Raw genomic sequence first — 26,052 nt, forward strand, 5'->3', positions numbered from 1 at the left:
GGGAGTATAGTATGAGAAAAGCTTTAATAGTTGGTATAAATGACTATCCATCGTCCCCTCTTCAAGGTTGTATTAATGATGCAGTTGCTTTTGCTAGTGTTATAGAATCGAATGGGGATGGCTCTCCTAATTTTGATGTAAAAGTAGAGTCGAATATAAACAGTAAGGCTGAACTTAAAGGACTAATAATAGACCTGTTTGATGGAGATTGTGATACTTCTTTGTTTTATTTTTCTGGACACGGATTTTTAGATGATACAGGCGGATATATCGTTACACCTGATTATAAAGCTAATGACGTTGGGGTATCGATGGATGAAATTTTAGGTATTGCAAACAACTCGAAGGCAAAAAATCGAATAATCATATTAGACTGCTGTCATTCAGGTGCATTTGGATCTCCAAGATTAAATGGCGGATCATCAACACAAATAGTAGAAGGGGTTTCCATTTTAACTGCAAGTAAAGATTCACAATCTTCCTTAGAAGTAAATGGACACGGGGTATTTACAAACCTTTTACTAGAAGCTTTAAAAGGAGGAGCCGCTGATTTAAGAGGGCATATTACCCCTGGTAGTGTTTATGCATACATAGATCAGGCACTTGGGCCTTGGGATCAGCGCCCAGTTTTTAAGACGAACATCTCTCGGTTTACTTCTTTAAGAACTGCGATTACACAAGTACCAACTGATGTTATCAGAAAACTAACAGAATATTTTCCTGAACCTGAGCATCAATTCAAATTAAATCCTTCCTTTGAAGATACAAATAAGTTAGATGTAGAACATAAAGTTACTGAGCCTTATGCAGACCCTGAGAACGTTGCGAAATTTAAGGTACTTCAAAAATTAGAGAGTATTGGTTTAGTTGTACCTATCGACGAAGAACATATGTACTTTGCAGCTATGAATTCAAAATCATGTAAATTAACAGCTTTAGGATATCACTATTGGAGATTAGTTAAGGATAGAAGAATTTAGAAATAGGTGCCTGACCCCACATTAATTAATGCTATAAAGCGTGTGGGGTCAGGCACTTTTTTTCAGACTGGATATAGAATAGCTTCCTTTAACAAAGAAAAATGGAGTTCTGTCATAAAACCACACAAATTTGCCGAAAAGCTTACTAAGGTTAATAGTTAAAATGGCAATAGGGTAGTACCACTTATTAAACTGTTTAAGAATATTAATTCTACACTGCCAACTTCTAAACAATTATCTGGTTATCATGTCGAGTCACTTGCCATTGATGCATTTAAAAACCCTGCAAACACGCCAAGAACATTTAAAGGGATGGTCGAGCATTTTGTTAGGCATTCAAGTCATGCCGTACTTAATCCAATTAAAGATAGCACAGGCCAGTCAGTACATGTAGATAGTTACCTGGGTAATAGTAATAGTTTGGAGAGGAGACAAATTAGTCAAAACTTAAAAATGTTACAAAAGAGGATTAATGCTGCAAATGCTACTTCTACATCGGATAAATGGAGAACTATTTTAGGAGATGTGGAGTAAAACAGACTCAGTGGATATTGAAATGTAAGTTATAGGTGCCAGACCCCACATTAGTAATGATTTAAAACATGTGGGATCAGGTACCTTCTTTGGAAGTAGAGATTCTATATTTGGGAGAAATATATATAAATAAGGGGCAATGAAAAGAAATTCGATTTAGAGTCTGGAATTAATTACTGTTTAAGTAATTTTAAATTTTTTTGTAGGGAGACATTCATAATGAACCAAGAGATGAAACGGTATCTACCAGAAAAAGTACCAGACCATCTATTCACTCAAAACAAGTTAAATAGAATGGGTTTAACAACTACTTCAGAACACGTTGCTTATGTATCATATCCTGAACAAAAGCGTGAATATAAATTATTTGATATTAACAATACGAGGAAACGTAAGCAGCAAAAAGGCTTTTCTTTAGGAGAGAAAGACTTAACCGTTGAAAAAATTCTAGAGGAACGTAAACGTGAACTTGACGTAAGGAGAAGTCAATTGGGCTAATTATTGAGGAATAGGTGCCTGACCCCACATTAGCTAATGCTTTAAAGTGTATGGGGCCAGGCACTTTTTTTCGGACCGGCATCCAGGCCGGCGAGCTTGATATCGTCATCATATCAACAAAAGACCTGCCGGAAAAAGAGCAGCTCATCACAGAATCACCAAAAGGCTGCCGCAGGTCTTCAATCATGCAAAACATCAACGGAGAAAAAAACTCCAGAAAATCGGGGGCCTGCCCCCACATTCTGTGCTGGATTAAAGTGCTGGTAAGAGGTCGCCTATAATATTTCCTTCTCGCTGAAAATAAGTGCCAGACCCCACATTAGCTAATGCTTTAAAGTGTATGGGGTCAGGCACTTTCTTTTTCGCCCGGACCGTCTTCCAGCTCACCTTCTAGCAGACCGTCAAGCTCTATAACGAAGTCAAAAGAGCGGCAGCCCTTACAGGCAAAGAAAAATTCGCACACGCATACTGCGGCGTAGGCACCTTCTTTCATAATAATTTACAAAATTGAAAAAACATATTGCGTACATTTAATTTTGATGATAATATTCAGCACAGGTAATTAAAATTAATAGCAAGCTTTCAACTCTTATCGAGAGCAGGCGGAGGGATTTGGCCCGATGAAGCCCAGCAACCGACCGTAATTCCGTTGTGAAACGGGGCGCTAGCAAGATTTGCGCCGGTATGTAAATACCTTTAAGGCACGGTGCTAATTCCAACAGAGGAGATTTTTCTTTTCTGGGAGATAAGAGGTGTGGAGATTCGATACATAATCTTCAGCCTCTTTCTCTACGGAGAAAGAGGCCTTTTTATATCATAAAAGGAGTGATAAACAGGTCATCATCAAAGGGTTCAAAGCAAAAGCATAAAAAAACAATAATGGAGAGAGAAAATGAAGAATAAAAAATGGAGCTTTTTATTAAGTATTTTTGTCGTTATCCTGCTTACAGCAGGGTGCCAGCCAAAGACAGGCGTCAGCACCGAGGGAGAGGCGGCGGCCGATAAAACCAATGGTGATAACCAGCTTGCCGATAAAAAGATCGCATTAATTATGCAGCAAAATCTTGGTACGTTTTCTGCTCAATATATTGACGGTGTGAAGGAGCAGGTTACGAAATTCGGCGGAACTACCACAGTTTTTACTTCTGATGGTGACCTGGCGAAAATGTCTTCAAACCTGGACGCAGCGATCAACCAGGGATTTGATGCTATTTTAATAGACCATGGCACGAAAGAAGCATTGGCGGCGGGAGTCCAAAAGGCAATCGAGAAAGAAATCCCGGTCGTTGCCTTTGACGCCGAGGTTAGTGAACCGGGTGTGACCGTGCTTGAGCAGGGTGATCAGCAGATGGCAAAAAGCACTCTTGAGAGACTGGCTGAGGACTCAGATGGAAACGCAAATATCGTTAAAATATGGGTAGCCGGCTTTGCGCCGATGGAGCGAAGACAAGTCGCCTATAAGGAATTCCTTGAACAGAATACGGGGATTAAAGAGGTCGCCGCATTTGGAGCAGCGACGCAGAATACAGCATTGGATACTCAGTCACAAATGGAAGCCATTTTAAAGCAGTATCCGGAGAAAGGGCAGATTACAGCGGTTTGGGCAGCATGGGATGAATTTGCCAAAGGAGCCGTCCGTGCTATCCAGCAGGCCGGCCGGACAGATATCAAAGTGTACGGAATCGATATGAGTGATGAAGACCTGCAAATGATTCAGGACAAGAATTCTCCTTGGGTGGCATCTGCAGCTGTTGATCCAAAAGATATTGGCAGAATACAGGTCCGCTATGCCTATCAAAAATTATCCGGAGAAGAGACTCCTGACAATGTTAAATTAACACCGGTGTTCGTATCAAAAGATGACCTCCCGGAAGAGCAAATCACAACCACGGAGCTGAATGAATACGTGGAAGGATGGGGCAACAGCGACCAGGGATATACCGAAACCCTGAAGGAATTGGAAGAAGGGAAATAACAGAGGGACATTAGGCAGCCTTAGGTTAAAGGCCGCCTGATGTTTTCCTTTTTAAAGGAGGCAGCATGGTGGGTGCATCACTACTTGAAATGAGAAATATAACCAAGAGCTTTGGTGCAGCAAAGGCTTTGAAGGGAGCTGGACTGCATTTGGCTTCTGGAGAAGTACATGCTTTATTGGGGGCCAATGGTGCGGGTAAAAGTACGCTTATCAAAATTTTGGCGGGTGCTTACAGCCATGATGAAGGCGATATTTATCTTAACGGGAAGCCAGTCACGATCCATTCACCAAAAGAGGCGAAGGATCTGGGCATCCACTGTGTTTACCAGGAGGTGGATACGGCATTGGTGCCGCAGCTGACAGTGGCGGAGAATATTCTGCTTGATTCCTTTGCCGGAGGAAACCGTTTTTTCGTCTCAAAAAAGGAGCTGAAGCGAAAAGCAGAAGAAATTCTTGCTCTCCTGAATGAAGAGCAAATAGCTGTAGACCAATATGTCTCTGAGTTGACCCTCGCTCAAAAGCAAATGGTACTGATCGCCAGAGGCCTGGTCAAAGAGGCGGGCATCATCATTTTGGATGAACCGACTGCCCCGCTGTCTATCGAGGAAACAAAGTATCTTTTTAACATTGTGAGAAAGCTGAAGGCGCAGGGGATGGGCATCATCTTCATTTCCCACCGGCTGCCGGAAGTATTTGAAATAAGTGACCGGATTACCGTCATGAGAGACGGTGAAACCATTCAGACCGTTAAAACAACTCAAGCTACCCATCAGGAAATTGTCGAGGCGATGCTTGGCAAAGACATTCAAATTACAGAAAAACAAAAAACGGTACCTGGGAAGAAACTGTTAGAAGTCGATGGGATAAGTGATGGCGGGTTAGTGAAAAATGCCAGTCTTTCGGTTTCAAGAGGAGAGATAGTAGGAGTCGCAGGGCTGGTTGGAGCAGGAAAAACAGAGCTGGCACGAATTTTGTTCGGCCTTACAAAAACAGAATCAGGTGAAATAACGATGAATGGGGAAATAGGTCCCTTTAAAAGTCCGGCAGATGCGATACGTGCCGGTGTGGTTTTAATCCCGGAAGAAAGAAGGAAAGAGGGATTGTTTATCAATGAGTCGATTGAACATAATCTTTCTTTCCCTCATCTAAAATCGTTTTCCTCTTTTCTTTTCATGAATAAAAAATCGGAAAAAAGCCACGCGGAAGAAATTATTAAAAACCTGGGTGTTAAATCAGGCGGGACAACAGATCCGGTTCTCCATTTAAGCGGAGGAAACCAGCAGAAGGTGGCGATCGGAAAATGGACAGGAGCAGACAGTGACCTCTATATCTTCGATGAACCGACCAAAGGCGTGGACATTGGTGCAAAGAAGGAAATCTTCGACCTTATCCAAGGCCTTGCCGACCAGGGGAAGGGTATTCTCTATCTTACTAGTGAAATTTCAGAAATCCTGACTGTCTCGGACCGAATCTTAGTGATGTATGACGGGATGATTGTAAAAGAATTATCAAGGGAAGAGGCCTCACAGGAAAAAATTCTGCTATATGCGAGCGGGGGAAAGGAGGAAAGTGATGAGCAGCAAAGTGTTTCAGTTTGTATATAAATATGGTGCCATCCTATTGATGGCTCTGATTTTGGTTTATTTCACCATCGTAAACCCGGCATTTTTTTCTTACGGTAATATATCCGATATTCTGCGTTCCATCTCCATTGTCACCCTGCTGGCTTTAGGAGTGACATTTACCCTGATTGTGGATGGATTTGATTTGTCGGTAGGATCCACGATGTCCCTTGCGACGGTCTTAACAGCTTCTTTGATGGTATGGTTTGAGCTCCCGCTTTGGGCAGTCCTGATCCTTCCGATTTTGGCAGGCGCCGCGGTGGGGCTGTTTAACTCCCTTCTTATTGTAAAAATTAAAATACCCGATCTGCTGGCAACCTTAGGGGTCATGTATATCATTTCAGGTATGCACCGCACATATACTGAGGGATATTCTATCTACAGCCACATGGAATTGACAACTGGAGGAAAGGCACCTGGAGAGTTCTATCCAAATTTCCTTTGGATTGGGCAGGGTAGACTATGGGGAATTCCTGTTCCAGTGATCTTAATGCTGATACTGGTGGCTGCTGTTTACGTGGTATTGAATAAAACCCGGTGGGGAAGAATCCTGTATATGACCGGGGGGAATGCAGAGGCTGCCCGGTTGTCAGGAACCAATGTGAACAAGGTGAAAACACTTGCTTACGTAGTATCCGGGATCTTTGCATCGCTGGCAGGGATTCTCTTTGCGTCCAGGGTTGGATCTGGACAAATAGATTCCGGGGCTTCCTTGCTGATGGAGGCTGTAGCCGCTGTCTTCGTCGGATTCTCTGTTCTTGGAGCAGGAAAACCAAATGCGTTGGGCACGTTTTTTGGAGCAGCTTTAATAGGAGTGCTCCTCAACGGGCTGACGATGCTGAATTTACCATATTACGCATTTGAAATTGTAAAAGGCACAGTCCTCGTCCTTGCACTCACGGTCACCTATTTCCGACTCAGTGCTAAAAAATCAGCGCGTTCAAAAATACAAATGAAGAGTGCCAGTTAGAGAAATAGGTGCCTGACCCCACACTAGCTAATGCTTTAAAGCGTGTGGGGTCAGGCACTTTCTTTACGTCGACATTGGCGAAGGATATTGCTGTGCTGGATCCGGAGTATAAGGTGGAGTATATGCAGCCGGTGGATATGTTTCCGCAGACGGCGCATGTTGAGGTGGTAAGTGAATTGGTATTGAGGAGTGGAGCAGGTTCCTGAGGAGGGAGCCTGTTTTTTTGTTTATATGAGAATGATTGACATAAGCTTAAAGGGCTTGAATTAGAGGAGAAATATAAGCTTTACCTATTAACGCGAAAATTTGTTAAAGGGGAACTATTTTATATATAGAATAACTTATAACAATAAATATTTGAAAATTTCGATTAGGAGGTTCCCGATGGATAAAAAGCTGTACAAAAGGTTCGACTTTCCGGATACAGGAATTAGTTTATATGAAAGCAAGCACCTAAAAGGCAAGTTTGTCTCTGAGCATTATCATGACTATTTTCAAATTCTATATGCTCTTGAAGGTGAAGGTGAGATCACACTGGACAGCAGGGCCTATAACTTTTCAAAAGACAAAGTGGTGCTGATTACGCCCAATTGTGTTCACTCCATAAAGGCTGCTACCAAAATGACTGTATTGGTTCTGGCATTTTCATTGCCTTCTATGGAAATCACCCTGCAGAAAGAACTGCTTTCTTTAATGCAAAAAGAATCGCGGCATTTTGAACTTGATTTATATACAGCAAGTGAAATCAGGCCATTAATTAGAAAAATGCTATATGAACAGAAAAATGGTGATCTTTTTGGAAAGCTGTCCATGCCCGTGTATCTTATAGAAATCATGATTCATTTGCTGCGTCAGCAGAATTATACATCTGTCCAGGATGCCAATGATATTCGCTCGATACAAATGAAGGAATACATAGAAAGGCATTACTTTACTAATATTACCGCTGAAAGCCTCTCGGCAGTCTATGGAATTTCAACCAGATATATGAATGATATCTTTAAAAGAAAATTTAATGATACTCCTCTGCAATATCTTCAAAAAGTAAGAATTAACCATGCGAAGGAATTGCTTCTGGAATCTGATCTGGATATCGTGTCCATTTGTTTTGAAGTGGGATATGAAACACTTTCGACTTTTTACCGTACTTTCAGAAATTTAGTGGGAATATCACCAAACAAATTTCGATTATCTTCTCAGTCGGCTTCAGATGTTTCAGATACAGTATCCTGATTCCCTATCTCCAAAATTAAGAATTTTTCTCCCAATCTCATAAGACTTTAATTTAAAGAAAATTCAAAATAGTAATCAAAGAGAAAATAAATCTTAGGAGGTCAAAGGGACATGAAAAGAAGATGGGGATTATTTTCAATTTGCATTCTAATGTTTGCTGTATTTGCTGCCGGCTGTGGAAAAAATGGAGCAACAGAGCAGAGCGGGAACGCTGCGGAAAAAGAAGAATATGTTATTAAGTTTGCACATGTTGTAAGCGCTTCAACGGCAAAAGGGAAAGCTGCAGAAAAGTTCAAAGAGCTATTGGAGAAACGTACGGACGGAAAAATCAAAGTGGAAGTATTCCCTGATTCCCAATTAGGAGCAGACAGGGAAATCACTGAACAAATGCAGTCTGGAACGATTCAGATGAATGCTCCCTTTACTGGTGTCCTGCCAGCCTTTGTTAAGCAATTTGAAGTATTCGATCTCCCGTATTTATTTAAAGACCGTGACCATGTAAAAAGCGCTGTAAATGGAAAAGTGGGCGAAGTGTTCAACCAGTATCTGGAGAAGCAGGGGCTTCGTGCATTGGGATATTGGGACGGCGGATTCAAACACCTGACAAACTCTAAACAAAAAATTCAAAAGCCGGATGATCTTGATGGCCTGAAAATGCGTGTCTCACAGAGTCCGCTGCTGATCTCCCAGTTCCAGGCAATGGGCGCGGGAGGGGTTTCCATTGACTTTGCGGAGTTATATACAGCCCTCCAGACGAAAACAGTTGATGGACAGGAAAATCCTTTAAGCAATATTGTCAGCAAGAAATTTTATGAAGTCCAGGATTATTTGACTTTAAGCGGTCATGGATATATGGCCTACCCATTATTGATCAGTGAGCAGTACTATCAGAAGCTTCCTGCTGACCTTCAGAAGGCTGTTGATGAGGTGGCTGCTGAGGTTACGGATTGGCAATGGGAGCAATCAGCTGCTGATGAAGAAGCCTATATGAAAACATTAAAAGAATCAGGAATTGAAATTACTGAACTGACAGAATCTGATAAAGAAGCATTTATTGAAGCGACAAGCGGAGTTTATGAAGACTTTAAGAAAGTAGAAGGCGGTCAGGAGCTCCTCGACGCCATAAAAGAGGCAGAATAATTTCTTGAAATTACAATTAAGGGCGGCTGATAGCCGTCCCTTTTTCTAAGGGAGGGAGTTACATTGCAGAAAATCAACCACTTTCTAAACTACTTAGAAGAATATGTGGGAGTGGCTTCACTAATCTTTACATCTTTGCTTGTTTTTGTCCAAGTGGTGCTCAGGTATGTATTTAATTATTCCTTATCCTGGTCAGAGGAGATAGCCAGGTACTTAATTGTCTGGTTTGTATTTATAGGGAGCAGTATTGCTGTCAGGGAAAAAGCACATGCCACAATGGATGCTCTTGTCACGTACTTGCCGATAAAAGGGAAAAAGATTTTCTCCATTATTGCCAATCTGATTTCTATTGTTTTATGTGTATTTTTAATTTGGTCAGGCAGTGGAATCGTGACAAGTGTGATTGAATTCGGCAGCGTGACACCGTCCACCGGATTGCCGATGTTTATCCCATATCTGGCTATTCCTGTAGGTGCAAGCCTGATGGCAATCCGCTTTTTGCAGCTTTTAGTTCAGGATATCAAAAGCTTTCGTTCAGAATACACAATGATTCCCCCTTCTAAAGAGGAGGCTCCCAAACTATGATGCTCTTATTAATCTTTGCAGTTCTTCTATTATTGGGTGTTCCAATTGCCATATCCATCGCGTTAAGCACCATTATAGTCATCTTTCAAAGTGATGTTCCTATGGACACCTTGGCGAGGACGATGTTTTCAGGGGTCGACTCGTTTTCGCTTATGGCCATTCCTTTCTTTGTATTTGCAGGAGACCTGATGCTGGCAGGAGGGACATCCAAGAGGCTAATTGACTTTACAAAGAAATGGGTCGGCTGGACAACCGGTGGACTGCCGATTGCAGGGGTGCTATCCTCTATGTTCTTTGCTGCCCTTTCAGGTTCAAGTCCGGCAACAGTGGCAGCGATTGGGGGCATCATGATTCCATCGTTAAAGGAGGCCCGTTTTTCTGAGAAGTTCTCAGTTGGACTAATGTGTGCATCCGGGTCTCTCGGAATCATCATCCCTCCCAGTATTACGTTTTTAGTCTATGGCTCTGTAGCGGAGGTTTCGATTGGCAAATTGTTTATAGCCGGAATCGTTCCGGGAATCTTTATAGGCCTGATCCTTATGACTGTCGGTTATATTATTGCAAAGAAACAAGGGCATAAACCAGATCCGCGGCCAACCGGCAAGGAATTATGGAAATCCACGGTTTCTGCCATCTGGGGAATTTTGATGCCGGTTATTGTTCTTGGCGGCATTTACTTTGGTGTATTCACTCCGACAGAGGCTGCAGCGGTCGCGATTGTTTACAGTATGATCGTCGGCTTTTTCATCTACAGGGAACTGACTTTCAAGGAATTATTTGCAGTGACAAAAAGATCCATTGTGACTTCTGCCATGATTATGCTTGTCATCTCTGCTTCAAAGGTATTCAGCTGGTATTTGACATACGAACAAATTCCGTCAACCGTTGCAGGAACGCTAATTGAATATGCATCCAATCCTTTTGTTTTCTTAATTTTGGTGAACATTATTTTGCTGATCGTGGGTATGTTTATGGATTCAAGTGCAGCAGTGCTGATTCTCGTTCCGCTGTTTTTGCCAGTGGTTCTGGAAATGGGAATTGATCCTATCCATTTCGGTGTCATCATGATAATCAACCTGGCGATCGGAATGCTGACACCGCCATTTGGATTGAATCTTTTTGTAGCATCAGGTGTCAGCAAAATGTCGCTCGCTGGTGTAACCCGGGGAACAATGCCTTTTATTTTCGTGCTGATTGCTGCATTAATGGTTATCACTTATGTGCCGCAGCTTTCTCTTTATTTATCAAACTTTGTTTACCAATAATCTTTCATTCCGCCTCTTCTGCAAGGAAGGGGCGTCTTTTTTTTCGTAAAATAATATTTTCCCTCTAATCTCCGATATTGCAAAAAGCCTTCCGATTTGAATGAGAAAATCCTGTCAGAAATTTTTAGAATAAGATTAAGCTCAACAATAATTACTTGGCTATAAGGTCAAAAAGGAGGAAATAATTATGGCAGTTAAAAATATCGGGATTATTATGAACGGTGTGACAGGAAGGATGGGAACCAATCAGCATTTAGTCAGATCGATTGTGGCCATCCGCGAGCAAGGAGGAGTGGAGCTGGCGAATGGTGATATCATCATGCCGGACCCGATCCTTGTTGGTAGAAACAAAGATAAATTGCAAGCGCTTGCTGAAAAGCACAATATTCGCCGGTGGAGCACGGACCTTGATGAGTGCCTGGCAGACCCACATAACATTATTTACTTTGATTCCCAAACGACCGTCAGAAGAGCAGCTGCGATTCGAAAAGCAATCAATGCGGGCAAACACATCTATTGTGAAAAACCTACTGCCACAAGCCTGGAGGAGTCGGTTGAACTTGCAAAGCTGGCCAATGAAGCGGGCGTGAAAAATGGAGTTGTACAGGATAAATTATTCCTGCCTGGATTATTAAAATTAAAAAGACTGATAGACTCAGGCTTTTTCGGCAAAATTCTTTCCGTGCAAATGGAATTCGGCTACTGGGTATTTGAAGGCGACTGGCAGGCTGGACAGCGTCCTTCGTGGAATTACCGGAAGGAAGACGGCGGCGGAATCATTGTTGATATGTTTGCTCATTGGCGATATGTCCTTGATAACTTATTTGGCAATGTAGAATCTGTTTCCTGCCTGGGCAAAACTCATATTCCCAAAAGGGTCGATGAAAAGGGAAATGCGTATGTGTGCACAGCTGATGATGCAGCCTATGCGACATTTGAGCTCGAAGGCGGCATTGTTGCACAGGTGAATTCTTCGTGGACGGTCCGAGTAAATCGTGAGGATCTATTAACGATTCAGGTAGATGGCACACACGGAAGCGCAGTAGCCGGTTTAAGAGATTGCAAGATTCAGCATCGCATCAATACACCGAAGCCTGTTTGGAATCCCGACATAGAAAATCCGTTCAACTTTACAGAACAATGGCAGGAAGTACCCGATAACCAGAGTTTTGATAATGGATTCAAGGTTCAGTGGGAGCTGTTTTTAAAGCATATTGCAGCCGATGAACCATTTCCTTGGGATTTGCTGGAGGGTGCCAAGGGAACACAGCTTGCAGAATTAGGGCTTAAATCATGGGAAGAGCGGCGCTGGGTTGATGTACCGGAATTAAGCCTGGAGGTGAGAAAGAATGACGAAGCGGTTAACTCTGCCAGATAAAAACGGAAACACATATCAATATCAGATAGAAAATCATAAAGCTTTCATCAAACCCGAAGGCAATTTCAAAAGCAGGGTCGCCTTTTCAGCAGCGCATGTGGTTGCTGATCCTCTTGCAGATTCTGATCCCATTTTACACCCGCAGATTGACTGGGAAAATACACTAGCCTATAGGAGGCATCTATGGTCTCTTGGCCTCTCGGTGGCAGAGGCGATGGATACGGCACAGCGCGGTATGGGACTTAATTGGAATATGGCAAAGGAGCTTATTCGCAGATCTGCAGCAGAAGCAAAAGCAGTGGGCGGCAGAATCGCCTGCGGTGCCGGAACAGATCAGCTGCTTCCTGCACCTTCAGTCACATTGGCGGATGTTCAAGCTGCCTATGAAGAGCAGTGCGAATGGGTGGAGCAGCATAACTCGCAAATCATCCTGATGGCAAGCAGGGCACTGGCAGATTGTGCTCAGGGACCTGAGGATTATGAGAGAACCTATGCCAATATTCTGCGGCAGGTTTCCAGGCCGGTTATTCTCCACTGGCTTGGCGACATGTTCTATCCTTCCTTGAAAGGCTACTGGGGCTATAAAAATCTTGATGATGCCATGGAAGTCTGCCTGAATGTTATTTGGGATAACAAAGACAAAGTGGACGGAATTAAAATTTCTCTCCTTGATGCTTCACGGGAAGTCGAGATGCGCAGACTTCTTCCTCCAGAGGTGAAAATGTATACCGGCGATGACTTTAATTATCCTGAATTAATTAAAGGGGATGAACAAGGCTACAGCCACGCATTGCTTGGGATTTTTGACGCAATCGCACCAGCTGCAGCAGCGGCTCTGCATGCGTTGGACGAAGGTGATGAAGATTCTTATCATGCGATATTGGATAAGACAGTTCCACTGTCACGCCATATCTTTCAAGCCCCTACTTATTCATATAAAACCGGTATCGTCTTTATGGCCTACTTGAATGGGCACCAATCTCATTTTCGGATGATCAACGGAGCTGAGAGTGCAAGGTCCATCGTGCATCTTTCGGAACTGTTCGTATTAGCAGATCAGGCCGGCCTGCTATCAGATCCGGAGCTTGCTGCGGAAAGAATGAAGCTGGTTTTAAACATAGCCGGGATCCGTCAGGAGGAATATTCTAGTGGAAAATTATGAGCGGCTTAGCCTAAATCAAATTACAACAGAACAATGGAATCTAAAAGAAGCCATCGAGGGATGCGCCCGGGCAGAAGTTCCCTGGATTGCCCCATGGAGGCATAAGGTAGAGGAATTGGGCTTAAGTAGAAGCAAGAAACTGATTAAGGATGCTGGCTTAAAGGTTTCCAGTTTGTGCCGAGGCGGCATGTTCCCGGCCGGAACTGCTTCCGAACGAGAAAAAAGAATTGATGATAATAAAAGAGCGGTTGAAGAAGCAGCTGAGCTTGGTACAGATGTACTCGTTCTGGTTTGCGGGCCTTCCCCTGACCGGGATATCGTATCTGCCCGGCAAATGGTTCAAGAAGGAATCGCCCAGCTGGTTCCCTTTGCTGAATCGTATGGGGTGAAATTAGGAATCGAGCCGCTGCATCCTATGTATGCGGCGGAAAGGTCGGTAGTCGTTTCAATGGACTTGGCCAACACTTTGGCGGAAGAATATCGGCCAGAACAGGTAGGAGTTGTGGTTGATGTCTTTCATGTATGGTGGGACCCCGATTTATATAATCAGATCGACCGTGCCAAAGAACGAATCTTAGGATTCCATGTTTCCGATTGGCTGGTTCCTACCCCTGATATGCTAAAGGGACGAGGCATGATGGGCGATGGTGTCATTCAAATCAGACGGATTCGCAAGGCTGTTGAGAAGACAGGGTACAGTGGACCAATTGAAGTAGAGATATTTAATGATCAGATTTGGAGCCAGGCTGGGGATGATACATTGGTTCAGATGAAAGAAAGGTATTTGGAGCATGTGTAGGAAAGTGAGTAAAGACATGTATATGCTGGCAAGCATGTTATAAAAAACAAAATTAATGAAAGAGGTAACTGCTCCCAAGCTTGTGGGGGAAGGTACCTCTTTTTTCTAATTCGTCATCATGACATCAACCAAAGACCTGTCGAAAAAAGAGCAGCTTATCGAGGAAATCACCAAAAGGCGGCCGCAGGTTAAATCAATCCTGCAAAACATCAAAGGCAAAAAACATTGCGGCGTAGGCACCATCGGCCTCTGGCTCGCAGACCAGGCAGGAGAAGTCCGCGGCATGGAAACATCATCCCAGAATCCATTCAGGACGCCAAGAAAAAAGTCGCCCGCAACAAGATCAAACACGCCAAATACGAAACAGGCAAGGCCATGTTGCTATATTTATATCTCTGTAGTCTTTGGATTATAAGAGTCATTATTATTCTCAAGACGGCCGAAATAATGGAGATTTCAGTTCTGAGGAAATAAAGTGTGTGGGATCAGGCACTCTAGCCTCCAATAAGAGAAATATTTTCGTCAGATAAATTTATCCCCAAAAACTATTACCCCCCTTTAAGTTTTAATCAAGAAATAAAATTTGACTCTATTTTATGAAAAATATATTTTGGTTAATTTGACTAATGTCTTGGTCATTTAAAACTAGTAAGTAAATTTCGTCCGCTAAAAAATCTATCTTTCTTACTTCCTGTTTTAATCTCTCAATAAAAGAAGTTGAACTATTATAAAATGCTTCGAAATAATCAGTTGTATCAACCACAAAAAGCATGGTAGTCCCTGTGTAATTCTTTTTACTTTTCTTTTTAATATTAACTATTATTTTTTCTAAATATTCAAGAGCTCTACTTTCTAAATCATTAGTATCCCCAAAACGGATTTCTCCATATCCCCTTTGATTTATTCGTTGTGCATCTTTAAATTGCCAGGCACCGTCTATATAGGAGGAAATTTCAATTCTTTTTTCTTTCCCATCGGGTTGTATTAATGAGCCATCGAATTCTTGATTACCAATTATGATGGATAATTGAGAGTTACCGTCACAAAATCTAGATTGACTGAAACAATAAAGAGGATAAAATTCTTCTAGAAATTCTTTAAATCTCCCTTTTTTTAGTCTGGCCAAATGAATAAATTCCTCATCAGAATTTATAATATGTTTTTTCATCTCGAAGTATTGTTTCATTTCATAAGGAGTTCTATATTTTTCTAAATCCTTAAAAAAGGTATCTGCACTTTTCAATTAGAAACCTCCTCCAGTAAATATTATTAATAATTATGCTATAAATCTCTAAATTTGGAAATTGGAATAATGTTTTGATTATGAATTCCAGTAGTAATTTTAAAATTTTTACTTTCGGTAGTGTAATATAGTATTAAAAGTACCTTCTTATAAAAGTGGGTTTTAAGAATAAAACCTGATAGTGGTTTTATTAAGACGGAGGGAATTATTATGGGATATAGCTCGGTGAAATTAGAATATAATATCAACGGTATAGGAATAATTACTCCTATTATATATAAGTTTCCAACGGGCCTTTATCAAAATAAAAGCCTTAATCTAGAAAGGAAATTAAGAGATACTAACCAATTAGGAGCAATAAGATATATTCATAATGGAGCACATTATACAAGATATGAATATGTATTATTACAATATATGCTAATAAATTTTGTTCAGAAAAACAGTGAGATAGGATTAGGTTCAAAATTTAATTTTAAATCTTGGGGTTTAAATAAAGAATTAAAATATGAAGAGAAAATAACAGCTGCTGAAGTTATCGAACTAATCGTTTTATTTGCTAATATGGGCCATTTTAAGGATACATTTTCGAGTAATAAAGTATGGTTCCATTATATTTTAGAAAATCATTATGGATTAAAAAATGGGTTAAAAAAAGGATTAAGTAGTGAGGGGAAAAAGCTGTTAGATAAGCTAATGGAAGATACTGATTATCAAAAAATACAATGGTTAAATGCTTTGTATATGTTAAGCAGGACAAGTGAGTTACAAGACTATAGAGTTATATGCGAAAAGATTGTTAAAAACATTTTGTACAACGAAAATGATAAATGGATGGATCTTTACAACAAAATTAGAAAAGTTTCATATATAGTTCTTGATAGTCATTTCTCATATATACCAATTGACATTAGTTTGCAAAATGTTTTATTTAATCATAGTTTGTTCATAGACGAAATCCTAAAAAATAATTCAAATCTATTTGGCACTTTAGAGCGTATAAACGAATTATTAGAAGATACTTTATATCTAGAAAATAACGCTTTACTAGTAGGAACATATAGAAGTATAGATATTCATAAAAAGTTGAATGACTTCCTAAATAGTAATGAGGATTTAAAAGAAGTAGCTAAAATTAACAAATTAATATTAGATATTAAAGAATCGCCTTTATATGAGGAATCACATATTATTGAAGATGAAATACCTTGGAATAAAGAAAAAAATCTAAGCCTAACATTTAGAATTAAAGAACGAAGAGGTTTCCCGGTAGATGTCTTTAAAAGGGAAATGGAGATACTAAAAAAGTTGGGAACCGATATCTATATAGGTTTTAACTTTTCTCCAAGCTTCGAGAAATACAGAACTGTTTATTCATTAAGCAAAAAATTGAGTGGAAAAAAACTATTAAATAAATGCCTCAGCATACTATCTCAAGGGGTAGATGATTATTTAGAGTATAAACATTTTTCTTTAAAAGAAGTTAATAATGGACCATTGATAGATGTAGTTACTAAAAAGATAATTACATATTTATTTAGAAATATATTAAGGAATGATTATTTCTGCGAGTATAATTACTCAAATAAATTATGTCCATTTATCTTGGAAATAGGAAGCAAGAAGGCTTTAAGTAAATTAGATTTATATATTGGAGATTTCAAAAAAGTCTATGCTGATGATAAGGATGGCTTACATGAGTTGTCTGCTCTAAGGAATAGAGTGAGTAACATTAACTATAAAGGGCTAACGATCGTTTATGCAGGATCATTAAGATTTATAGATAGCAATAAGAAGGCTGTCTGTGAATTAGATGGATTAATTTTAACTCCAAAAAACAAAAAGAAGTATTTAGAGGTAATTGAAGCTAAAAATCTCAGTACTAAAAGTCAAAGGAAAACTGTTGCGATGAAACAATTAAGAGAAAAATTTCTAACTATAGTTGCTGATAGTATGGTTGAAGATACCGAGGTTAAAGAAATAGATAACTTTGGAGCCTATGTTAATTTTATGAGGAAATAGCTTGTAGGTTTCGTATTTTATATTTGTTGAGAATAATGATTTAAATTGAATATAGACTAACAAAAAGAACAATAATATTTGATGACTGAAAAGTCCATTGGTTTGTCACCGATGAACAGAAGCCACCCTAAATTGCTACCAGGCAAGGGTGGCTTTTTATATTTTAAAAAACCTTTTTTAGGAAGTTTCTTGGCAAATATCTTTTTAATCGCAAGTCATTCAAATTTTTAGTTATTTAAATAGGTGCCTATCCCCACAATAGGTAAAACTTTAAAGCGTGCGGGGTCAGGTACTTTCTTTCCTGTTTTTACATAAAAAAGAGATTTATCTCAATGGTGTATGTGCTGATGATATTTTATGTTACCTTTTATAATAGAATTGAGTGATAATATATGGTATTATTATACAGTGTTACCATAGTGTATTGAGGCCTGGGTCGAAAGCTCGATCCTTCGGCACCTTCATATTTGCATTTATTACAATCTCTGTCTTACGTTATATCAGTTTATTACCTGAAAATGTACCATTTATGGAGGCGATGCAAATGCATTTATCAGCGAAAATGCTCATTTCTATCATGACTGAGTCACTCTGGGCTTTTGGAATTAGTGTATTTGCAGGTATAAGTATAGGTGGGTCTGGTGTACATCCAGGGGCTTCGGCCTGAATACATTAGAATACATAAAAAAAGAGTGTAGTTTTTCACTCATTTTTCTTTATGTATAGTTGATTGATGTTTACAATTACAGTCCACACATGTGGAGGTTGTTTCAAAATTAATATTGAAGTAAATAAAGCCCATTCAAACAATTAGTTTGGATGGGCTTTTTATCAAAAAAATAAAAGAGATTAAAAATGCTGTTAAGCAAAAAAGAGGGTACCTAAGTTAATATTAATTCATTAGATACCCAAAAATAATCAAAACACCTTCGTAGTCCAATCCTCACAATTCCATATATCGGTCGCAATTTCACGATAGAAGTCAGGTTCGTGGGATACCATCAATATACTTCCGCGATAGGCTTTTAGAGCACGCTTTAGTTCTTCTTTTGCGTCGACATCCAGGTGGTTGGTAGGCTCATCTAGGATGAGTAAGTTCGTTTCTGTGTTTAAAATTTTACACAGGCGGACTTTGGCTTTTTCGCCGCCGGACAGGACTTCGACTTTACTTTCGATATGCTTGGTTGTTAATCCGCATTTTGCAAGCGCAGCGCGGACTTCGGCCTGGTTCAGGCTTGGGAATTCGCTCCAGATTTCTTCAATGCAAGTGTTATAGTTGGCCTCTTTAACCTCTTGCTCGAAATAACCGAGGTGTTGATATTCACCGCGTTCGACTTTACCTGAAATCGGATTAACCAGCCCGAGAATACTTTTTAAAAGTGTAGACTTACCAATACCGTTAGCACCCACGAAGGCAATTTTTTGTCCGCGTTCCATTTTTAAATTCAGTGGGCGGGACAGGGGTTCATCGTATCCAATAACAAGATCTTCAGCTGTGAAAATCCAGCGGCTGGCTGCACGGGCTTCTTTGAAATGAAATTCCGGCTTCGGCTTTTCTCTCCCCAACTCAATTACTTCCATTTTGTCGAGCTTCTTCTGGCGGGACATCGCCATATTACGAGTCGCGACATTTGCTTTGTTACGGGCAACAAAGTCCTTTAAGCCGGCAATTTCCTGCTGCTGGCGCTTGTAAGCAGACTCCAGCTGCTGCTTCTTCATTTCATGTATATTTAAGAAGTTATCATAGTCACCAACATAGCGATTCAGTTCCTGGTTTTCCATATGATAGATCAAGTTAACAACACTGTTCAGGAATGGAATATCATGTGAAATCAGGATAAATGCATTTTCATATTCCTGTAAATAACGCTTCAGCCATTCGATATGCTGTTCATCCAAATAGTTCGTAGGCTCGTCCAGCAAGAGGATTTCAGGCTTTTCCAGCAAAAGCTTTGCCAGCAGAACTTTCGTACGCTGCCCGCCGCTGAGATCATCTACATCCCGATCCAGCCCGACGTCGTCTAATCCCAGACCACGCGCAACTTCCTCAACCTTTGAGTTGATTTGATAAAAGTCATTACTATCTAATGTTTCCTGCAGCTCTCCAACTTCAGCAAGCAGTGCTTCGATATCAGCACCTTCATCACCCATTTTTCCATATAGTTCATTAATCTCTGCTTCAGCATCAAACAGATATTGAAAGGCAGTACTCAAAGCCTCTCGCATCGTCGTCCCTTTTTGAAGTACAGAGTTCTGATCTAAATAACCAACGCGAACTTTTCGTGACCACTCCACTTTGCCCTCGTCAGGCTGCAGCTTGCCAGTTACAATATTCATGAAAGTAGACTTACCCTCACCATTTGCCCCAACAAGTCCAACATGTTCACCTTTTAAAAGACGAAAAGACACATCATTAAAAATCGCACGATCACCAAAGCCGTGGCTTAAATCTTTTACATATAATACGCTCATTTTTTTACCCCCATGTATAAATGCCTCTAGTGGATATTTTACTTGATTTAGACTGAATTTTATAGTTGAAGTTATTTCATGTGCAAAATGCTTCTTCCAAATAAGTAAAGGTAAGAACAGGGCAATACTGTATACGAAGAATTTCAAAAGGCCTTTTTATTTTCCCAACCGATCTCCTGGTTTAATAATTAGAAAATTTAAAATTATATATAGATTTCCGGTAGTGATATGGTAAAATTTATCAGGTGAAAAGATTGGGGGATGAATATGGAGAAAGTGATTGAAGTTGAGAGTCTATCAAGGCTGTATAAAATGAAAGAAGGTAATAAAAAGGCAGTTGATGATATTTCTTTTGAGGTCTACAAGGGAGAGGTTTTTGGTCTTCTTGGCCCGAATGGAGCAGGCAAGACTACGACGATTAAGATTTTGACGACACTGCTGCTGCCATCTGCCGGCAGTGCAAAGGTATTCGGCTTTGATGTGGTTTCTGAAAGCCAGAAAATCCGGGACAGAATCAATTTTGTCTATGGCGGGGAAAGAGGGGTATACGGTAGGCTGACTGCCAAAGAGTATCTCCATTATTTCTGTACGCTTTATAAAATCAAGAATAAGCTGCAGCCAGGACTGATTAAAGAGCTGCTTCAACTGGTCCAGCTGGAGCAGGCTGAAAACCAAAAGATACATACCTATTCGAAAGGGATGGTGCAGCGTCTTCATATTGCACGCTGTCTGATCAATGAACCCGAAATCCTATTTCTCGATGAGCCGACGATCGGGCTTGATCCGGTCGGAGCCAAGCTGCTTCGGGAGCTGGTGAAAGATCTGTCCGCCCGCGGAATCACCATTATCCTTACGACCCATTATATGCAGGAGGCGGATGAACTTTGTGACCGGATTGCTTTTATAAAGGAAGGCAGATTAAGCCTGATCGGCGAACCGGAGTTCATTAAAAAGAGCTGCAATCATCTCAATTTATATGAAGCAGCAATGAGTGTCCATGATATAGGAAAATTGAAGGAAGACAGCCTGCTTGCAAATCTTGAAATTGAAGTCATAAGAGAGCCTTTTTATCAATTGAATTTTGAGGCAAATGAGATGGAGCTTGAGGAAGCCAAAGCATACTTAGGCCGTTATGGGGAGATTTTGAAAATCAGGAAAAAAGATATTTCTCTTGAAGATGCCTATATCTATCATATGAAAGATGCAGGGTGACGAAATGAATATTATTTTTCTGCTTGGAAGGGAAATCCGCTATTTCACCAATTTTAATAATAAAATGTATCAATTTCTGCTTTTCTTTCAGCCGCTAATGTTTTTGACCATCATCCATTTCCTGAATCAGGTGAGAGGGGATGCTGCTTCTGGAAAAACAGTTGTGGCTGCGGCGCTGATCAGTATGTGGAGTTATGTGCTATATTCATCTGGTTCAGCACTCATGTCCCAAAAATGGAATGATACTTTGAAGCTTTTGATGGCAGCACCAACGTCTCTGTTTTCGGTGATTCTTACAAAGGCTTTAAGCAATTCCTTCATTGCGCTGATCAGTATGCTCCTTAGCTTTGTCTATGCCAAATTCATTTTCGGGTTCAATTTGGATATCCGCGACTACGGTTTGTTTTTTATGTCTGTGCTTGTCCTGATCCTTTCACTGAGTGTGGCAGGACTGATTCTGGCAGTCGTATTCGTCGCTTCCCAAAATGTATATGACTTTCAGAACCTCATTTTGACGCCTATGATCCTCCTTTGCGGGGTGTTCATTCCGGTCGAAAGCTTTCCTTTCATTCTAAAGTGGGTGGCCTATCTTGTTCCGATGACATGGGGGATCAAAACCGTCCACGAAGCTCTGGATCTCTCGCCGTCTTTGCTTGAAACCATGATGGTATCCATCCTGATCAGCCTGGTATATCTGGCTCTCGCTTATTTTATTGTAAAAAAAATAGAAAGCATCCTCCGCCGGAGCGGCAGTCTGGGGGCAATCTGATGATCTTCTTTAATAAGTTCGGATTCACCTATTTGTCTTATAAATCACTTTATTCCTTTCAGACTTTGAAGCTATTTATCCTTTTCCGGCTTGTTGATCCTTTGATGCATTATCTCTTTTTTGCAGCTTTAGCCAGCTCGGTTGTAGGTACAGACTATTTAAAGTATGTGGTTGTCGGCAACATCGCCTATTATACCAGCCAGACAATCATGATTAATTTCATGAATATGTTCCGGCTTGAAAGAAGGTATGGAACCCTGGAGCTGAACATAGCTTCCCCGGAGCCAACCATCCTAATCATCTTCCGCAAAGCCATCGTACCGCTTTTGGATGGTCTATTTGTTTTTGCAGCAGGACTCCTGATTGGCAGCCTGATATTTGGGATCGATCTTCCGCTGGACCAAACAGCGAACCTTCTTCTTATATTTATAGCCATTCTATTCTCGGTACTGTCTTTTTCGCTGCTTTTCGCGTCGATAAGCCTTTTATTTTCGAATGTGAACCTTTTCCTGAATTTATCGCTCGCTTTCTTTCAGATATTCTGTGGGGTCAACTTTTCGGCAGCATTGCTGCCGGCTCCGCTTGAAGCCTTTGCCCGCCTGCTGCCGCTTACCCATGGAATTGAAGCACTGCGGGCCATATACGGATTGGAAGCCCAACCTGTTTATCATCTTCTTGCAAGAGAGGTGTTTATCGGGATAGGCTATTTATTCATTGGGATATTGATGGTTTTTGCGATGGAGAAGATTGCAAGGCGGAATGGTGCTTTGTTTAGGAATATCTAGGAAAAAAGGCTGGGAAGCTTACCAGCCTTTTTCATTCGGTCCCGCGGACTGGAGAGCCTGAAAGAAAGTTGCTTAAGGTGCCTGACCCCACATTTGCTTAAAGTATGTAGGGGCAGGCACCTTTTTTTGATAAATCCTAAATACCATTAATAAACACTTAGTGAATAAAGGTATGGAGAAAGTAAGCTACCAAGTAGTGAGAACACAAACTGAGTCAAATGGGGCTAAGTTTAACTTTCCCCCCTCCTTCTAGAAAAAAAGCTTATATGCTGGAAATAATGAGGGGAGATTTGTTCACATGGAACATCCCTAAACGAATTTTGAGCGTGAATCTAAATTGGTAAAATTCTTAAAAACTATAGGATGATAAATACAATATAAATCTCTATAACTGTATACAACTTTATATACGAAGAAATTTTATTTGAAGTATACGAAAAATCATTTGAAGATACGGAAAAAGTTGCATAAGAAATATTTGCTGACTTGAGATAATCGAATTGCAAATAAAGATAATATTTAGCCCCTGATTAGTCATTTAATATATAGTTAAGTGCCTCTTATTTTTTGGTCTTTTTTAGGAGCTATTAGGTGAATCAAAGAATATTATCTATAAAAATTCATTAATACTTAGACTGTCAAACTTTATATATTCTTATGAAGCGTTTGTGCGTCATGTAATTCACTGATATTATTTTGTTCTATATATTTTTTTGCTTCTTCTAAAGAATAGAAATGTTTAGTTGACTGGAAAATATTCTTACCTTCTAAAGGTTGTATTATTAAATTTGCGTCATTATCACTTATTATTTCAACATCTTTTACAATAAAATCAAAAAAGGCAACTACACTGTAAAGTTCAAATTCAGCACCTAATAATTTTACATTTGAGGTTCGGATAAATTGAAAACTAAGGTCATACTTATTTATTAAATCATTAATAGTGTCGCCTTGGTACCCATTTAAAGTTAAGTTATTAATGTTAACATCCTCTTTAAAAGGTAACTTCCCATAAAGAGATCTATATAATTCTTCAATTAATTTTACATCTTCAAATTCAGTTTGTGGCTCAGGCAAAAATTCAACGTCTAATAAATTATTCAGAACCTGAACTTTTTCCCAGAAATTAATTGTTTCTATTATAGATTCATCTTCTAACTCTACTTCATTAGGTCGAGGCAATTCTATATTATTAATAATAATAGTTCCTTTAATAAACGAGTTATAAAGGTTTAATGAATCAATTACTTCTTGAATAGTTTTCGCTTTTTCTATATTTGTCTTAAAATTAAAATTTATCTTTTCTTCTTCTTCATAAACTATATAGGAAAGTTCAAATGATGAATTATCTATACTTTTAAATAAACTTTTATGCATGTCTGGGTAGGGCTGCCGTTGAATAGTAAGGGTTTTAATTACATCATTTCCCTTTATGAGAATAGTGAAGGGTGGTTGAAAAGGTTGTGGGACCATAAATAAATCAGCGCCCTTATATTTACTATCTGAAAATGGAAAATCAATTACTTCATCCACCTCGAACCGATTACCGTTTATTTTTATACAATTATCTTCATCTAAAATAAGTTTTACTTTTCTTTGAGTTCTGTATATGAATTCTGAAAGCTCATTCCATGAAGAGGGTTTAAATTGTTCTGGTAAGCCTTCCGGAAGTTGAACTGAAAAACCTTGAATACTTATTGGTGAATTTAAGGGAGTAATACCAACTGCATTGTCACTGATACTTGTATAAACATATCCTTCTGGCAATTTTTCACTTAAGGATTTTAAAACTTCTTCGGGAATTTTCTTACCACTTTCTTTCTTAGGAAAAAATGCTTTTTCAAAATTAGCAAACATATATTACCAATCCTCTCCAATTTCATTAAAAACTAATATTTTTGAGAAAAGTAAATACCGTTCGTAGTCATTTTCTCCAATCTTATTTTCTATGATGAAATCAATTAGCTCTTTTCTATCACTTTGATTGTTAACAATTATATGTTTTATTGCGTTAATATCAAATTTTAACCATAAATCTGGTTTCGATTTAATACCAAGTGAATAAGTATCGTAACTTTTAGGATTCATTTGTTCTTGTTCTATAACCATTGGTAACTCTGTGTCTACTCCACTAAAATCGGGAATAAATCTCCACTCTTTTTCATCATGGAAATTACGCGAATCATATTTGTTCCTTGAAAAAATCATCTTTCCTTGAATGGGTTTCATATAAAATAAATTATGGAGGATCAAATTGTTATAAATCTCGAATTCTTCTCTATCTTTTTTTGATAGAGATTGTAGGGAAGTGGATAATGCAAAACTAAAATCACTTTTTAATTTGGAATTAAAGTTAATATAATGTATTGGCTGAATTCCCTCTTGAATTCCCCATCCTTTACTTAATCCAATGCCATAGTCACCATAATTCTTCATATGGGGTTTTAGTTTGTTTAAATGTATGTCGCAAAAACAACTCATTGGGAATGCAATTTTATCTATTCCGTCAATTTCTAAATAATCTATCTTTTCTTCATAATATCTAGGTATTATTGCCATATTTAATAGAGTTTCTTTTAAATATTTTAGTTTACCCATAAATTTAAACAATACATTTGCACTTTGTTTTGATGGAATATAGCTATATCGTTCGTTAATAATAGGGTTTTCTTCAAGATTAATTACTTCAACATCCTGAGATTGTTCAACCATTGCTTTACCCTCACAGTTTTAGAAATTTATTATAATTATTCTATCAAAATACCCAATAAATTACTTTTTAAATTTGGTCTATTTACAATAAAAAGAATAAAATATCATATTTAGAGTCTATAAAGAAGTACTGTTAAAATTGATACTTTTGGTAAATTAAACAGATAAATGGCTAAGATAGAGAAGAGAAATAGGTGCCTGACCTCACATTAGCTAATCCTTTAGAGCGTGGGGTCAGGCACCTTCTTTCTGCTCTCGCCACTTATTTGAGGGAAAGATATGAACATAGCAATACTGTATATGAAGAAAACGAGTTCTTTAAACCTGAGCTGAGAGTATCAGAAGATAAAGAAGAATATAAGTAAGGAGAACAAATGGATAATCTAATCAAAGAAGTATTAAAGTTCAGAGACGAACGAGGCTGGAAGCATTACCACAAAGAAAAGGACCTTGCGATATCTATTGTCCTTGAAGCTAGTGAACTACTGGAGAATTTTCAGTGGAAAACAAGTGAAGAGGCAGCGGCTGATACCAGGCAAAACATCAAGGAAGAGATGGCAGATGTGCTGATTTACTTAGTGCAGCTGGCAGATCGGATGGATGTGGATTTGGAGGAAGAGGTTTATAAGAAGCTTGAGAAGAATGGGGTTAAGTATCCTGTAAAAAGATGATGTGATTAGTGCCTGATATTTTGCC

At 39.4% G+C, this 26,052-nt stretch carries 23 protein-coding genes, 1 pseudogene and 1 riboswitch; of the genes and pseudogenes, 20 read left to right on the plus strand and 4 right to left on the minus strand.

From position 1 onward, the window contains the following. Positions 1-11 precede the first annotated feature (11 nt). The 15 genes and pseudogenes from FZD51_RS03685 (at position 12) to FZD51_RS03755 (ending at position 14,556) form a co-directional block, all read left to right on the plus strand. On the plus strand, positions 12-980 hold the full coding sequence (locus tag FZD51_RS03685) for a caspase family protein (protein ID WP_148973529.1): 969 nt from the start codon (positions 12-14) through the stop codon (positions 978-980). A 753-nt stretch (positions 981-1,733) separates the two neighbouring features. After that, complete coding sequence (locus FZD51_RS03690) at positions 1,734-2,012, plus strand: hypothetical protein (protein ID WP_148973530.1); 279 nt, start codon at positions 1,734-1,736, stop codon at positions 2,010-2,012. A 394-nt stretch (positions 2,013-2,406) separates the two neighbouring features. Continuing rightward, positions 2,407-2,496: pseudogene (locus FZD51_RS26825) on the plus strand (hypothetical protein); the annotation flags it as partial. 102 nt (positions 2,497-2,598) lie between these two features. Continuing rightward, positions 2,599-2,764, plus strand: a riboswitch (SAM riboswitch). Positions 2,765-2,904: 140 nt separating this feature from the next. Continuing rightward, a complete protein-coding gene (locus FZD51_RS03700; RefSeq protein WP_148973531.1) occupies positions 2,905-3,987 on the plus strand; it encodes a sugar ABC transporter substrate-binding protein in 1,083 nt (360 codons plus the stop codon). Between the two features lie 65 nt (positions 3,988-4,052). Continuing rightward, complete coding sequence (locus tag FZD51_RS03705; RefSeq protein WP_148973532.1) at positions 4,053-5,591, plus strand: sugar ABC transporter ATP-binding protein; 1,539 nt, start codon at positions 4,053-4,055, stop codon at positions 5,589-5,591. Then, on the plus strand, positions 5,560-6,579 hold the full coding sequence (locus tag FZD51_RS03710; protein WP_148973533.1) for an ABC transporter permease: 1,020 nt from the start codon (positions 5,560-5,562) through the stop codon (positions 6,577-6,579). Before FZD51_RS03705 ends, FZD51_RS03710 begins: the two co-directional genes overlap by 32 nt. A gap of 8 nt (positions 6,580-6,587) precedes the next feature. Beyond that, positions 6,588-6,785 carry a hypothetical protein gene (locus FZD51_RS03715; RefSeq protein ID WP_148973534.1) on the plus strand — a complete coding sequence of 66 codons (198 nt, stop codon included), beginning with the start codon at positions 6,588-6,590 and terminating at the stop codon, positions 6,783-6,785. Between the two features lie 178 nt (positions 6,786-6,963). Beyond that, positions 6,964-7,812 carry a helix-turn-helix domain-containing protein gene (locus FZD51_RS03720; protein WP_148973535.1) on the plus strand — a complete coding sequence of 283 codons (849 nt, stop codon included), beginning with the start codon at positions 6,964-6,966 and terminating at the stop codon, positions 7,810-7,812. Between the two features lie 111 nt (positions 7,813-7,923). Continuing rightward, positions 7,924-8,952, plus strand: a complete 1,029-nt coding sequence (locus FZD51_RS03725) for a TRAP transporter substrate-binding protein (protein WP_148973536.1) — start codon at positions 7,924-7,926, stop codon at positions 8,950-8,952. A 63-nt stretch (positions 8,953-9,015) separates the two neighbouring features. After that, complete coding sequence (locus FZD51_RS03730; RefSeq protein ID WP_148973537.1) at positions 9,016-9,537, plus strand: TRAP transporter small permease; 522 nt, start codon at positions 9,016-9,018, stop codon at positions 9,535-9,537. Beyond that, the gene (locus FZD51_RS03735) at positions 9,534-10,802 is read left to right on the plus strand and encodes a TRAP transporter large permease (RefSeq protein ID WP_148973538.1); all 1,269 of its coding nucleotides are present in this window, start codon (positions 9,534-9,536) and stop codon (positions 10,800-10,802) included. Before FZD51_RS03730 ends, FZD51_RS03735 begins: the two co-directional genes overlap by 4 nt. A 187-nt stretch (positions 10,803-10,989) precedes the next feature. Then, positions 10,990-12,180 (plus strand): Gfo/Idh/MocA family protein, encoded by a 1,191-nt coding sequence (locus FZD51_RS03740; protein ID WP_148973539.1) that lies wholly within the window; start codon positions 10,990-10,992, stop codon positions 12,178-12,180. Beyond that, positions 12,152-13,342, plus strand: coding sequence for a dihydrodipicolinate synthase family protein (locus FZD51_RS03745; protein WP_148973540.1), 1,191 nt, complete (start codon positions 12,152-12,154; stop codon positions 13,340-13,342). The genes FZD51_RS03740 and FZD51_RS03745 overlap by 29 nt, the downstream gene beginning before the upstream one ends. Beyond that, entirely contained in the window at positions 13,329-14,141 is an 813-nt protein-coding gene (locus FZD51_RS03750; RefSeq protein WP_148973541.1) for a sugar phosphate isomerase/epimerase family protein, read from the plus strand. Before FZD51_RS03745 ends, FZD51_RS03750 begins: the two co-directional genes overlap by 14 nt. A gap of 118 nt (positions 14,142-14,259) precedes the next feature. After that, a complete protein-coding gene (locus FZD51_RS03755; protein WP_420886209.1) occupies positions 14,260-14,556 on the plus strand; it encodes a hypothetical protein in 297 nt (98 codons plus the stop codon). 174 nt (positions 14,557-14,730) lie between these two features. Here the strand turns inward: FZD51_RS03755 and FZD51_RS03760 are convergent, their stop codons facing one another. Then, entirely contained in the window at positions 14,731-15,384 is a 654-nt protein-coding gene (locus tag FZD51_RS03760) for a hypothetical protein (protein ID WP_262380683.1), read from the minus strand. A 210-nt stretch (positions 15,385-15,594) separates the two neighbouring features. On the opposite strand from FZD51_RS03760, the gene FZD51_RS03765 reads away from it, so the two are divergent. Further along, on the plus strand, positions 15,595-17,406 hold the full coding sequence (locus FZD51_RS03765) for a hypothetical protein (protein WP_148973542.1): 1,812 nt from the start codon (positions 15,595-15,597) through the stop codon (positions 17,404-17,406). A 918-nt stretch (positions 17,407-18,324) separates the two neighbouring features. On the opposite strand, the gene FZD51_RS03770 is transcribed toward FZD51_RS03765, so the two are convergent. Next, the gene (locus FZD51_RS03770; protein ID WP_148973543.1) at positions 18,325-19,878 is read right to left on the minus strand and encodes an ABC-F family ATP-binding cassette domain-containing protein; all 1,554 of its coding nucleotides are present in this window, start codon (positions 19,876-19,878) and stop codon (positions 18,325-18,327) included. Positions 19,879-20,145: 267 nt separating this feature from the next. Between FZD51_RS03770 and FZD51_RS03775 the strand changes: the two genes are divergently transcribed. The 3 genes from FZD51_RS03775 to FZD51_RS03785 are packed head-to-tail and all read left to right on the plus strand — an operon-like array spanning position 20,146 to position 22,644. After that, positions 20,146-21,090, plus strand: a complete 945-nt coding sequence (locus tag FZD51_RS03775) for an ABC transporter ATP-binding protein (protein ID WP_148973544.1) — start codon at positions 20,146-20,148, stop codon at positions 21,088-21,090. A gap of 4 nt (positions 21,091-21,094) precedes the next feature. Further along, complete coding sequence (locus FZD51_RS03780) at positions 21,095-21,859, plus strand: ABC transporter permease (RefSeq protein ID WP_187445618.1); 765 nt, start codon at positions 21,095-21,097, stop codon at positions 21,857-21,859. After that, positions 21,859-22,644, plus strand: coding sequence for an ABC transporter permease (locus FZD51_RS03785; RefSeq protein ID WP_148973546.1), 786 nt, complete (start codon positions 21,859-21,861; stop codon positions 22,642-22,644). Before FZD51_RS03780 ends, FZD51_RS03785 begins: the two co-directional genes overlap by 1 nt. Positions 22,645-23,289: 645 nt before the next feature. Here the strand turns inward: FZD51_RS03785 and FZD51_RS03790 are convergent. Beyond that, entirely contained in the window at positions 23,290-24,501 is a 1,212-nt protein-coding gene (locus tag FZD51_RS03790; protein ID WP_148973547.1) for an abortive infection system toxin AbiGii family protein, read from the minus strand. Positions 24,502-24,504: 3 nt separating this feature from the next. Further along, positions 24,505-25,356, minus strand: a complete 852-nt coding sequence (locus tag FZD51_RS03795) for an abortive infection system antitoxin AbiGi family protein (RefSeq protein ID WP_148973548.1) — start codon at positions 25,354-25,356, stop codon at positions 24,505-24,507. A 374-nt stretch (positions 25,357-25,730) separates the two neighbouring features. Between FZD51_RS03795 and FZD51_RS03800 the strand changes: the two genes are divergently transcribed. Further along, positions 25,731-26,027 (plus strand): nucleotide pyrophosphohydrolase, encoded by a 297-nt coding sequence (locus tag FZD51_RS03800; protein WP_148973549.1) that lies wholly within the window; start codon positions 25,731-25,733, stop codon positions 26,025-26,027. Positions 26,028-26,052 lie beyond the last annotated feature (25 nt).

The organism is Bacillus infantis, from assembly GCF_008180445.1.
In the GTDB taxonomy this organism is placed as follows: domain Bacteria; phylum Bacillota; class Bacilli; order Bacillales; family Cytobacillaceae; genus Bacillus_AB; species Bacillus_AB infantis_B.

What these genes read in the sequence shown, in the direction of transcription:
- FZD51_RS03705 (WP_148973532.1), top strand. Translation starts at nt 4,053, where the DNA reads ATGGTGGGTGCATCACTACTTGAAATGAGAAATATAACCAAGAGCTTT.
- FZD51_RS03795 (WP_148973548.1), bottom strand. Translation starts at nt 25,356, where the DNA reads ATGGTTGAACAATCTCAGGATGTTGAAGTAATTAATCTTGAAGAAAAC.
- FZD51_RS03710 (WP_148973533.1), top strand. Translation starts at nt 5,560, where the DNA reads ATGAGCAGCAAAGTGTTTCAGTTTGTATATAAATATGGTGCCATCCTA.
- FZD51_RS03745 (WP_148973540.1), top strand. Translation starts at nt 12,152, where the DNA reads ATGACGAAGCGGTTAACTCTGCCAGATAAAAACGGAAACACATATCAA.
- FZD51_RS03765 (WP_148973542.1), top strand. Translation starts at nt 15,595, where the DNA reads ATGGGATATAGCTCGGTGAAATTAGAATATAATATCAACGGTATAGGA.
- FZD51_RS03780 (WP_187445618.1), top strand. Translation starts at nt 21,095, where the DNA reads ATGAATATTATTTTTCTGCTTGGAAGGGAAATCCGCTATTTCACCAAT.
- FZD51_RS03790 (WP_148973547.1), bottom strand. Translation starts at nt 24,501, where the DNA reads ATGTTTGCTAATTTTGAAAAAGCATTTTTTCCTAAGAAAGAAAGTGGT.
- FZD51_RS03735 (WP_148973538.1), top strand. Translation starts at nt 9,534, where the DNA reads ATGATGCTCTTATTAATCTTTGCAGTTCTTCTATTATTGGGTGTTCCA.
- FZD51_RS03770 (WP_148973543.1), bottom strand. Translation starts at nt 19,878, where the DNA reads ATGAGCGTATTATATGTAAAAGATTTAAGCCACGGCTTTGGTGATCGT.
- FZD51_RS03690 (WP_148973530.1), top strand. Translation starts at nt 1,734, where the DNA reads ATGAACCAAGAGATGAAACGGTATCTACCAGAAAAAGTACCAGACCAT.
- FZD51_RS03685 (WP_148973529.1), top strand. Translation starts at nt 12, where the DNA reads ATGAGAAAAGCTTTAATAGTTGGTATAAATGACTATCCATCGTCCCCT.
- FZD51_RS03700 (WP_148973531.1), top strand. Translation starts at nt 2,905, where the DNA reads ATGAAGAATAAAAAATGGAGCTTTTTATTAAGTATTTTTGTCGTTATC.
- FZD51_RS03740 (WP_148973539.1), top strand. Translation starts at nt 10,990, where the DNA reads ATGGCAGTTAAAAATATCGGGATTATTATGAACGGTGTGACAGGAAGG.
- FZD51_RS03785 (WP_148973546.1), top strand. Translation starts at nt 21,859, where the DNA reads ATGATCTTCTTTAATAAGTTCGGATTCACCTATTTGTCTTATAAATCA.
- FZD51_RS03720 (WP_148973535.1), top strand. Translation starts at nt 6,964, where the DNA reads ATGGATAAAAAGCTGTACAAAAGGTTCGACTTTCCGGATACAGGAATT.
- FZD51_RS03725 (WP_148973536.1), top strand. Translation starts at nt 7,924, where the DNA reads ATGAAAAGAAGATGGGGATTATTTTCAATTTGCATTCTAATGTTTGCT.
- FZD51_RS03800 (WP_148973549.1), top strand. Translation starts at nt 25,731, where the DNA reads ATGGATAATCTAATCAAAGAAGTATTAAAGTTCAGAGACGAACGAGGC.
- FZD51_RS03755 (WP_420886209.1), top strand. Translation starts at nt 14,260, where the DNA reads ATGACATCAACCAAAGACCTGTCGAAAAAAGAGCAGCTTATCGAGGAA.
- FZD51_RS03775 (WP_148973544.1), top strand. Translation starts at nt 20,146, where the DNA reads ATGGAGAAAGTGATTGAAGTTGAGAGTCTATCAAGGCTGTATAAAATG.